The sequence below is a fragment of the Bacillus rhizoplanae genome (genome assembly GCF_917563915.1).
In the GTDB taxonomy this organism is placed as follows: domain Bacteria; phylum Bacillota; class Bacilli; order Bacillales; family Bacillaceae_G; genus Bacillus_A; species Bacillus_A rhizoplanae.
Map to the genome: position 1 here is coordinate 404,381 of NZ_CAKJTI010000001.1, position 9,754 is coordinate 414,134.

Annotated in this window: 13 protein-coding genes and 1 pseudogene; 13 read left to right on the forward strand and 1 reads right to left on the reverse strand. The window is 33.7% G+C overall.

What is annotated here, in order from left to right:
* The first annotated feature begins 66 nt into the window (after nt 1-66).
* From LRP84_RS02075 to LRP84_RS02135, 13 genes and pseudogenes are all read left to right on the forward strand, one after another.
* On the forward strand, nt 67-531 hold the full coding sequence (locus LRP84_RS02075) for a molybdenum cofactor biosynthesis protein MoaE (protein ID WP_098309756.1): 465 nt from the start codon (nt 67-69) through the stop codon (nt 529-531).
* 4 nt (nt 532-535) lie between these two features.
* Complete coding sequence (gene moaD / locus LRP84_RS02080) at nt 536-772, forward strand: molybdopterin converting factor subunit 1 (RefSeq protein ID WP_230573546.1); 237 nt, start codon at nt 536-538, stop codon at nt 770-772.
* 2 nt (nt 773-774) lie between these two features.
* Nucleotides 775-975: a molybdenum cofactor guanylyltransferase gene (gene mobA, locus LRP84_RS02085; RefSeq protein ID WP_230573547.1), complete on the forward strand. Its 201-nt coding sequence runs from the start codon at nt 775-777 to the stop codon at nt 973-975.
* Nucleotides 976-1,071: 96 nt separating this feature from the next.
* Nucleotides 1,072-1,569 (forward strand): cyclic pyranopterin monophosphate synthase MoaC, encoded by a 498-nt coding sequence (moaC, locus tag LRP84_RS02090; protein WP_230573548.1) that lies wholly within the window; start codon nt 1,072-1,074, stop codon nt 1,567-1,569.
* 520 nt (nt 1,570-2,089) lie between these two features.
* Nucleotides 2,090-3,139 carry a P-loop NTPase gene (locus LRP84_RS02095; protein ID WP_230573549.1) on the forward strand — a complete coding sequence of 350 codons (1,050 nt, stop codon included), beginning with the start codon at nt 2,090-2,092 and terminating at the stop codon, nt 3,137-3,139.
* 153 nt (nt 3,140-3,292) lie between these two features.
* On the forward strand, nt 3,293-3,862 hold the full coding sequence (gene mobB / locus LRP84_RS02100; RefSeq protein ID WP_230573550.1) for a molybdopterin-guanine dinucleotide biosynthesis protein B: 570 nt from the start codon (nt 3,293-3,295) through the stop codon (nt 3,860-3,862).
* Nucleotides 3,863-3,867: 5 nt separating this feature from the next.
* On the forward strand, nt 3,868-4,089 hold the full coding sequence (locus LRP84_RS02105) for a group-specific protein (RefSeq protein WP_098309761.1): 222 nt from the start codon (nt 3,868-3,870) through the stop codon (nt 4,087-4,089).
* 68 nt (nt 4,090-4,157) lie between these two features.
* Nucleotides 4,158-4,523, forward strand: a complete 366-nt coding sequence (locus LRP84_RS02110) for a hypothetical protein (RefSeq protein WP_230573552.1) — start codon at nt 4,158-4,160, stop codon at nt 4,521-4,523.
* A gap of 61 nt (nt 4,524-4,584) precedes the next feature.
* Nucleotides 4,585-5,415: a molybdate ABC transporter substrate-binding protein gene (gene modA, locus LRP84_RS02115; RefSeq protein ID WP_230573553.1), complete on the forward strand. Its 831-nt coding sequence runs from the start codon at nt 4,585-4,587 to the stop codon at nt 5,413-5,415.
* 9 nt (nt 5,416-5,424) lie between these two features.
* Complete coding sequence (modB, locus tag LRP84_RS02120; protein ID WP_230573554.1) at nt 5,425-6,081, forward strand: molybdate ABC transporter permease subunit; 657 nt, start codon at nt 5,425-5,427, stop codon at nt 6,079-6,081.
* Between the two features lie 193 nt (nt 6,082-6,274).
* A pseudogene (locus tag LRP84_RS02125) lies at nt 6,275-6,453 on the forward strand (transposase domain-containing protein); the annotation flags it as partial.
* Between the two features lie 225 nt (nt 6,454-6,678).
* A complete protein-coding gene (locus LRP84_RS02130; RefSeq protein WP_230573556.1) occupies nt 6,679-6,879 on the forward strand; it encodes a spore coat protein in 201 nt (66 codons plus the stop codon).
* 13 nt (nt 6,880-6,892) lie between these two features.
* On the forward strand, nt 6,893-7,345 hold the full coding sequence (locus LRP84_RS02135) for a spore coat protein (protein WP_230573557.1): 453 nt from the start codon (nt 6,893-6,895) through the stop codon (nt 7,343-7,345).
* Between the two features lie 328 nt (nt 7,346-7,673).
* Here LRP84_RS02135 and LRP84_RS02140 read toward each other — a convergent pair whose 3' ends face one another.
* The gene (locus tag LRP84_RS02140) at nt 7,674-9,371 is read right to left on the reverse strand and encodes a ribonuclease J (RefSeq protein WP_437438755.1); all 1,698 of its coding nucleotides are present in this window, start codon (nt 9,369-9,371) and stop codon (nt 7,674-7,676) included.
* Nucleotides 9,372-9,754 lie beyond the last annotated feature (383 nt).

Genomic DNA, 9,754 nt, shown 5'->3' on the forward strand with positions numbered 1-9,754 from the left:
CAGTGGGGGATGAAGAAAACCCCCACTAACGGAAGTGTCACTTTATTGAGATAGTGAGGAATTTTGATGGGACAAGTATTATTTGAAATTGTAGATACTCCTATTTTAGTCGAAGAAGTAACGAATAAGGTAGCAAGAAGAGAAGCAGGTGCCATTACAACCTTTATTGGAACAGTAAGAGAATTGACAAAAGGAAAACGAACTTTACATCTAGAGTACCAAGCATACGAATCAATGGCAGTAAAAATGCTTACTCAAATTGGTGAAGAAATCAAGAAAAAGTGGCCGGATGCAAAAATAGCAATTACACACCGGGTGGGACGACTAGAAATAATGGATATTGCAGTTGTAATTGCAGTTTCGTCGCCACATCGTAAAGTGGCCTACGAAGCGAATGAATACGCAATTGAACGAATTAAGCAAATCGTCCCAATTTGGAAAAAAGAATTTTGGGAAGATGGAACAATGTGGATTGGAGATCAGCTCGAAAATACGCCGTACCCGGAAGGGGAACCAAAGAAGGAAGAGTGAGAAGATGATTACAATTTTATTGTTCGCAAATTTGCGAGAGGAAGTCGGCTCAGACCAATTATTAATAATAGAAAAAAAAGAGATAAGGGTTCATCAATTAAAAGAATGGCTCAAGGATAGCTACCGTTTACAATCTTTGGATCAAGTCATGACGGCTATCAACGAAGAATTTGCAATTGACGAGGATATTGTAAAAGATGAAGATACAGTTGCGTTTATCCCTCCTGTAAGTGGAGGATAATGTTGTTTGATGAAACTATACATCCGCTTTTGGCGTTTTATCATCGCCGAAGCCTTAGAAAAATGGAGCAGCTTATAGCTGAAAATAAAAAAAAGATTCGATTATTGTTAAGAGAAATGCACGTGTTGAACGTTCCTTTTTCTTCTAACGATGATATATTTACAAACATTAATAGCCAGGAAGACTGGCTTAAATATAGATAAAAAACGGATATAGAAGTAGTATCAAGTCATTTTGTCTCAAATATCGCATCTTTCAAAGGCATTTATAATAAACTCAGTACATTAAGGAGGTAAACCATGAGTAATTTCTCGCACTGGAACGAAGAGGGGAGGCCCAAAATGGTTGATATCTCTCAAAAGGATATTTCAATACGGACAGCTGTTGCACAGAGTACAATTTCTTTATCTGATGAATTATTTCAAGCTATTCAAAGTGGAGTACTGAAAAAAGGCGATCCACTTCAAGTAGCACAAGTTGCTGGAATTATGGGTGCTAAAAAAACAGCTGATGTAATTCCTATGTGTCACCCCATATTAATACAAGGAACAGACTTTACGTTCAATTATGAAAAGAAAATCAATGGATATGATTTAATTATACAAGCTACAGTAAAATGTAGTGGTAAAACAGGGGTAGAAATGGAGGCGTTGACCGCTGTTTCCATCGCTGCTCTTACCTTTTATGATATGTGTAAAGCCGTTGATAAAACAATGGTCATTAAAGAAACATATTTGGTTCAAAAAACGGGTGGTAAAAGCGGAGATTTTTTTCATACATTAACAACTCAAGGATAAACGAGGAAAGCCATTTTCGACAAAATCTTTAATTGGTGTTGTTTGTTATTAAAGTTAACCCTATACTTATGATTATAATAGATGGAATGGTAATAATGAATTGTTATCATTTTATCACTTTTTATTTATGTTACAAATGGTTGGATTGGTATATTAGTAAGTATTGCTAGTAATCTATTCCACCATGAGTACACAAGCCTATTTAATTAGGTTCGGGTACTCATGGTGGTTTTTTTGTTTACAAATTAAGACAGGAGGCAAGAAATATGTACTAATCCATCTCCGGTACTAAATATGAGGCGTTGAATAAACGGATAATTTTATCCCGCATTAATGGGCAGTAAGACCCCCACCTCAAGAATGAGAGAGAAGCGAAGAAGATAGGTGGGGGATAACTGCTCGTAAAAGCCTGATTGGTTCAACTAACCATCAGCGGGGGATGAAGAAAACCCCCACTGATGGAAGTTTCACTTTATTTGTACTAAAAATTATCAAATAAAAATAAGAAGGACTGAGATTTATGCTTACTCATGAACAAATTATGAATGCTCTAAACCATGTTCAAGATCCAGAGTTGCACAAAAGTATTGTGGAATTAAACATGGTAAGAAATATTCAAATAGATGGTACACAGATTCAACTTGAAGTTGTTTTAACTATTCAAGGTTGTCCTTTAAAGGCAAAAATTCAACAAGATATTGAAGACTCTCTTCGAAACATTGGGGCCTCTAAGGTTTCTTTGGCCTTCGGCTCCATGACACCGGAAGAACGAGCTGCATTAACACAGACTTTAAAGAAAAACTCTAGAACGGAAACCGGCATGCCTAGTATGCTGCAACCTGATTCAGGGGTACGTTTTATTGTTGTGACAAGTGGAAAAGGTGGAGTAGGGAAATCAACTGTGACAATTAACCTTGCTACTGCTTTAGCCCGTATGGGGAAAAAGGTTGGGATTTTAGATGCAGATATATATGGATTCAGTATCCCAGCTATGATGGAAGCTAATCAAAAGCCAACAATGATAGATCAGACAGCGATTCCGGTCGTTAGTCACGGCGTTAAAATCATGTCAATGGGATTTTTTACAGAGGGTAATAACCCAGTTATGTGGCGAGGACCAATGCTAAACAAATGGATTCAAAATTTCCTTGCCAACACTCACTGGGGAGAATTAGATTATCTTCTTCTTGATTTGCCTCCTGGTACAGGAGATGTTGCGATTGATGTGGCTGCGATGATTCCTCATGCGAAGGAAATTATAGTTACTACTCCTCATAATGTAGCTTCGTTTGTTGCTTCCAGAGTAGGGGTAATGGCAAAGCATACAAAACACGATATTTTAGGTATCGTTGAGAATATGGCATATTATGAGGAACAAGATGGTTCAAGGAACTATCTCTTTGGGAAAGGTGGCGGCGAAATGTTAGCAGAACAACTGCAAACAGAAGTGATAGCACAAATACCTTTAGCAAAGCCTGAAGAAAATAAAGGTTCGTCCGTATATGACGAAGATTCGCTTGTTGGGGAGATGTTTACATCTTTAGCTCAAGATCTTATCTACAAAGGATAATTTTTCAGCTAACTAAAAGGCTGGCATAAAAATAGTAGGAAATTTCTTTATGCCAATCTTCTAGTTAGCTAAAATAACTCTTCGTCTCTTATGAATGGGATTGGTAATTATTTCTTATGAAGATAAAACGAAAACAGAAATATAAGGAAGTGAATGACTGTGGGGAAAAATTGTCCTATCCTGCAGATTGTAGGATTCCAAAACAGTGGCAAAACAACGCTCACGGAAAGATTAATTTTTAGAGCTAGTAAAGACGGATTAAAGGCTGCATCAATCAAACATCATGGTCATGGAGGAACCCCAGATAATGAATTAAGCTCCAAAGACAGTATGCGTCATCATGAAGCAGGTGCTGTAGTTTCTAGTGTGGAAGGAGATGGGGTCTTACAGCTACGTGCTAAGTTTGATAATTGGAATCTCGAGGAAATGATTAAGTTATATCATTTTTTTTCTGTAGATGTCATTTTCGTAGAGGGATATAAGAAAAATCCTTATCCCAAAGTTGTTTTAATCCGAGATGAGGACGATCTTTCATTACTTAATTCACTAGTTAATGTCCGGTGTGTAATAAGTCATGTGAAATTGGAAAGTAAGGGACTCAAGCATTATCAGGTTTTTCAGCTAGAAGATGATGATTTGTATATAGATTTTTTAATGAAAGAAGCAATGAAAAAGAGCAGGAACAGAACTTGTAAAAGAGATAGAGATAAGGAGGGATTTTAATGGGAATGTGTAATGTAGATCATTCTTCTGAAGATGTAATCAATAAACTTGAAACTCAGCAATGCTTTTTATCCGAATTTTTGGTTAAAGACTTACATGAATTTTTAAAGAGCAATCATTCACAGCAAATATTAAATGAACTATTTCACCTTTTAAAAAAGTACGACCTAGCATCTAAAGAAGAGCGGGAGAAAAGAAATGAACAATTAATGTTACTTATAAGTTAATCAATAGAATTAACAGCAGTATTTAACTTGCGTTTTCTTTAGTTAGCTTTTCGGAAAGGGTGAATCCCATGGATATCAAAAAGATGATAGATACAATAGAGACAAAAGGAATTGATGCAGAGTCATTTGTTCCTGAGCTACATGATAAATTGGTAAAACTCTATAATGAAAAAGATATTGAATGGTATATTGAGATTTTAAAAGATATGCTATCGTTGGCCGTTCATCTTAAATTTGATCTTGTTTTGAAATATTTTGAAGTACGCCCTATTGTTACTTCAGATGAACGAAAACAATTTCAGGAAATATTTAAGTGCCTGGCTACGAGGAATAATAATAAAGATTGGTTTTTGAATTTATTTGCTTTATATCTAGGATTAATCGTTGTTTTTCAATTTGATGCCAAAATTATTGAGAGAAACTTCTTTGGTTAGTTTAATCGTGAGATCTTATATAGTTAATATGACATGTTATAACTAAAAGTAGGTGAAAGAAATGAAAAAGGGATTCAAAAGGTTACTTACAACAGTGTTTTTTTTGGTAGCTGCAGTCGCGATCGTTGTTGGTTGTTCTGGTAATTTAGATACAAGCAGTAAGTCAAATAATCAAAAAGTTACTGGAGAGAAAAAAGAAAAAGTAGAGTTAACTATATCTGCTGCTACGAGCTTGCAAGACGCTCTTATAGAACTTCAAAAAACGTTTGAAAAAGATCATTCCAATATAAAGTTAAAGTTTAATTTTGGATCTTCCGGAGCATTGCAACAACAAATTGCACAGGGAGCACCAGTAGATTTATTTTTTTCAGCTGCAAAAGATAAATTTGATGCGCTAGTTAAGGAGGGATTAATTTCTAAAGAAGATGGTGTTGATTTAGTTGGAAATGAGCTTGTGTTAGTCGTTCCTAAGGATACAGCTTCTGGTGTGAAAAATTTTGGGGATTTAACAAAAAAAGAAGTTAAAAGGATTTCAATTGGGACGCCTGAATCAGTACCCGCTGGTCAGTATGCAAAAGAGTCGTTTAAAAATACGAAAATATGGACGGGCATTGAATCAAAGGTTGTATACGCAAAAGATGTACGTCAGGTTCTTTCATATGTAGAAACAGGAAATGTAGATGCTGGAGTCGTTTATAAAACAGATGCTCTTTCTTCGAATAAAGTTAACATTGTAGCAACAGCAGATAAACAAACTCACACACCTATCATTTATCCTGTTGGTATCATTAAGGATACGAAACATCGTACGGAAGCGAAGGAGTTTTACAAGTTTCTTCAAAGTAAATATGCTATGAAGACTTTAGAGAAATATGGTTTTACATCGAATTGAGGGGATTAAATGATTCAAGAATTCCTAACACCGCTGCAGTTATCCTTTAAAATCGCCATCATATCTGGACTCGTTGTTATTATTTTAGGAACTGTGGTGGGGCGAGTATTATCTCAAAAGTCATTTAAAGGAAAAGTAATAGTAGAAACTATCCTAATGCTTCCTTTAGTTCTCCCTCCTACTGTTGTGGGATTCTTTTTGATTATTATCTTTGGTAAGCAAAGTATACTTGGAAAAGTTATTGAATGGATTTTTAAGCAACCTGTTATTTTTACATGGTGGGCAGCTGTTCTTGCGTCGATTGTTGTAGCCTTCCCACTTATGTATCAATCAGCAAAGAATGGTTTCCAAGGGATAGATCATGATATTGAAGATGCAGCTCGAGTGTGTGGGGCTAATGAATGGCAAGTCTTTTTCTTTATTTCTATCCCTTTATCTTTAAAGGCTATTGTCTCAGGAAGTATCTTAAGTTTTGCCAGGATTCTCGGTGAATTTGGCGCAACATTAATGTTTGCAGGTAATATTCCAGGAAAGACCCAGACAGTTCCAACAGCGATTTATCTAGCTATTGATTCTGGAAATATGAAGATGGCCTGGCTATGGGTTCTTTCAATTGTTTTACTTTCCTTTATTATGTTGTTAATTATGCAAGTAAAACAGAATTAATATCTGATTTTTTGAGCCTAATCTAAGTAATAAAGGCGCAAATCCTATAAAGAATGAAATTGAAGTGAGCTCATTAAAACTCTATAATTTAGAAAGCTTTGTAACTTAAAAACAACTTATCTTAAGTCGTTACGAGATGCGGAAAAAGAGATGGCTTCAAATAGAAACTCTAGATTATCACAGATATTAGAAAATCTGTGAAACCGCAAAAGAGAATAATTTAAGTCCCTATCATTATCTTCGTTATTTGTTTGAAACGCTATCCAATATCGATTTAAACAATAAAGAAGAAATTGATAAAGTCTTACCGTGGTCAATAGATTTACCATCTAGTTGCAGAGTACCGAAAAAAATGAAGTAAACAAAAAATAACTCCAAAATCAACTTTTATTGTATATTTTGGAGTTACTTTACGTTTACTTTTAAATAATCTTGTTCGGCTATTAAGACCAACGTAATCTATTATTTACTAAAAAAATATTGTAGAAACTTTTTTTAAATGATACTTGTCCAAACCATATCTATTCTATTTCATATAATGATTCTAGTTAGATAATACTAACTAATAATTTAAACCCAATTTGGAGGGATATTGGAATGGATGATTTAAAAAAAATGATTTCTTCAACACTTAATGGAAATCAAAAGAACGAAATACTCAATACAGTACTTTCAGATATTTTAAATAGAAATGGTATAACAGATTCATCTCTAAAAAAATTACCCCAAAAGAAAAAAGCACAAATCAAAAAAATCTTTACTGAATTACAAAATCAAATTAATAACATTTTAGACTAAAAGGAGAGAGTTTATGTCTGGAGTTTGGTATCCAAACGAAGATAAAAAGTGGAACGCACTAGATTCTTCAAAGCCTCATCCATCATTCTACGATCCAACAATCTCAGAAGAAGCTGAGCAAAAAAATAAAATGTATCAATTGTCTGAAGAATATATTTCGATTGTTGACTCCGCTGACGTTCAAGTTACTACCACAGATACAAAAGTAGCACTATCGATTCAAGCAGCATTACAAGCAGCAATTACTGTTATTTTAAGTATATCCATTGCAGATAGTGAAAAAGCTGATAAAATAGCACAAGAACTTTTTCAAAAATCAGCTATTACACAAGTTAATAGACAACGCACTATTATTAGAAATTCTCGAAACGTCTCAGTAACTACTACAGATACTGATATAGCAGTAAATATTCAAATCCTTCTTCAAATTTTACTAGCTTTATTAGTTAAATTAAATATTTTATAAAAAAATAATTTAACTTTCCTATCAAGGTTCAATATTTAAAATTCAATATGAGAATCCATTGATTTTTAAGCGTTGTGTAAAAACGCCTCCCAAAAACCCCCTCCAATTGGGGTTTTTTTATAGTTGAAACTTTGTTTGATTAGCTAGACCGTTGCAAACACATTACACAAAAGGATATTTTTCACTTGTTAGATGTAAATAAATTATCAACATTAGCTATAGATATTTATAAAGTTCTCCTTATTAAACTAAATGGATTTAGTTTAATAAGGAGCTTGTTAATTCAAATTTAAATATATGCTTACTGTAAGACAAAAAAGTATTCTTTTTAAACTTCAATTATTATAGGAAGTATCATTGGTTTTCTTTTTGTATGTTCATATACAAATTGTCCAAGTGTTTCTTTTATGTTTTTTTTAAGAACATTCCATTGGCTAATATTCGCTTTTTGTGGATTATTAACAATTGTTACAACCAGTTGATTAATTTTCTTTAAAAAATCTTCTGAATCGCGCACATATACAAATCCACGAGAAATTGTGTCTGGACCAGAAATCATTTTCCCATCTGTTTTACTAAGAGTTATGACTATGACAAGCATACCATCCTCTGCAAGCTGTTTACGGTCACGTAAAATAATATTTCCAACATCACCAATACCCAATCCGTCTACATATACATCTCCTGCAGGTATTCGTCTAGATTGATAAGCAACTTGGTTTTTTATATCCACAACATCACCATTATTCATAACAAAAATATTATCTTTCTTAACACCAACGGACTCTGCTAAAAGACGATGATGATGTAACATTCTAAATTCACCATGAATAGGAATGAAGTATTTGGGTTTCATTAAAGTAAGCATTAATTTTAGTTCTTCTTTATAAGCATGTCCAGAAACGTGCATACCCGTTGAACTTCCCGTTCCATAAATCACATTAGCTCCTAATAAAAATAAATTATCTACAATACGCGAAACATTTCTTTCATTTCCTGGTATAGGGGTTGCAGCTATAATAACAGTATCTTCAGGCAGGATATCTACCTGTCTATAGTTTCCACTAGCTAAACGAGCTAAAGCAGCCATTGGCTCACCTTGACTACCAGTACAAAGAATAGTTACCTTTTCTGGATCCATTTGGTTGATTTCATGTGCTTCTATCAGCATTCCCTCTGGAATATTCAAATATCCTCGCTCCAATGCAACAGATACTACATTCACCATACTTCTTCCAAGCAAAGCGAGTTTTCGATTTGTTTTACGTGCAGCATCTACTACTTGCTGTACGCGATTAACATTAGAAGCAAAAGTGGAAAGAATAACTTTTCTACGGGCCTTGAGAAATGCTTCTTCAATATGTTCACCTACAATTCGTTCTGACGGAGTAAATCCAGAACGTTCCGCATTTGTACTTTCAGAGAGTAAAGCTAAAACACCATTACTTCCGATTTTGGCCATTTTATGGATATCTGGATATTGATTATTTACAGGGGTCAAATCAAACTTGAAGTCACCTGTATGTACTACTGTACCTTCTGGTGTATGAAAAGCAATACCAAGACAGTCCGGAATACTATGATTCGTTTTGAAAAAAGTAAGACTAATTTGTCCAAGTTCAATTAACGATTCAGAGTCAATTACAAATAGATCTGTTACATTTTGAAGTTTATGTTCTTTTAATTTAACTTCAATTAAACCTAACGTTAAACGTGTTGCATAAATTGGTACATTCAATTGTTTTAATATATATGGAATACCTCCAATATGATCTTCATGTCCGTGTGTAACAACTAAAGCCCGAATCTTATCTTGATTTTCCTTTAAGTATGTAATATCAGGAATAATCAAATCAATTCCTAATAAACTTTCATCGGGAAACTTTGAACCACAATCAATGATCACAATGTCATTTGCATACTGGATAACATACATATTTTTTCCTATTTCATTTATGCCGCCTAAAGCAAAAATGGATAGTGTATTTTCTGCTGTACTCAAAATGAATATCCTCCTTTTAAACATTAAGTGTGTTTGAAGAAATACGGAGTTCTTTTTTATGATTAACCTATATAAGTAAATGTTATTCTATTTTATAGTGAAACAAACATTGATTTTCCATTCATCATGAGATATGGATTAACTTCTTCAATATATCCAAATTTATTAAATTTCATAGGAATTACATCAATCAATAGCGAAATTCGTACACAAAGTAAAACTCCACAACGAAAAAGCCGATTTCCTATGCTCTAAAGGATAATCGGCTTTTCTATTAATCTGTTTCACACACGCATTATAATTAAAATATACACTAGTTCCTTCATATGGATTTCAAATAAAGTTTAACTGTTTATAAAAAAAGATTGGTGTTACCTCTAAAAGAGAAAGTTAATTCAGAATAAAAT

Excerpts from the sequence above, each read along its gene's own strand:
- LRP84_RS02075 (WP_098309756.1), top strand. The coding sequence starts at position 67 with ATGGGACAAGTATTATTTGAAATTGTAGATACTCCTATTTTAGTCGAA.
- moaD (WP_230573546.1), top strand. The coding sequence starts at position 536 with ATGATTACAATTTTATTGTTCGCAAATTTGCGAGAGGAAGTCGGCTCA.
- moaC (WP_230573548.1), top strand. The coding sequence starts at position 1,072 with ATGAGTAATTTCTCGCACTGGAACGAAGAGGGGAGGCCCAAAATGGTT.
- LRP84_RS02095 (WP_230573549.1), top strand. The coding sequence starts at position 2,090 with ATGCTTACTCATGAACAAATTATGAATGCTCTAAACCATGTTCAAGAT.
- mobB (WP_230573550.1), top strand. The coding sequence starts at position 3,293 with ATGACTGTGGGGAAAAATTGTCCTATCCTGCAGATTGTAGGATTCCAA.
- LRP84_RS02105 (WP_098309761.1), top strand. The coding sequence starts at position 3,868 with ATGTGTAATGTAGATCATTCTTCTGAAGATGTAATCAATAAACTTGAA.
- LRP84_RS02110 (WP_230573552.1), top strand. The coding sequence starts at position 4,158 with ATGGATATCAAAAAGATGATAGATACAATAGAGACAAAAGGAATTGAT.
- modA (WP_230573553.1), top strand. The coding sequence starts at position 4,585 with ATGAAAAAGGGATTCAAAAGGTTACTTACAACAGTGTTTTTTTTGGTA.
- modB (WP_230573554.1), top strand. The coding sequence starts at position 5,425 with ATGATTCAAGAATTCCTAACACCGCTGCAGTTATCCTTTAAAATCGCC.
- LRP84_RS02130 (WP_230573556.1), top strand. The coding sequence starts at position 6,679 with ATGGATGATTTAAAAAAAATGATTTCTTCAACACTTAATGGAAATCAA.
- LRP84_RS02135 (WP_230573557.1), top strand. The coding sequence starts at position 6,893 with ATGTCTGGAGTTTGGTATCCAAACGAAGATAAAAAGTGGAACGCACTA.
- LRP84_RS02140 (WP_437438755.1), bottom strand. The coding sequence starts at position 9,371 with ATGTTTAAAAGGAGGATATTCATTTTGAGTACAGCAGAAAATACACTA.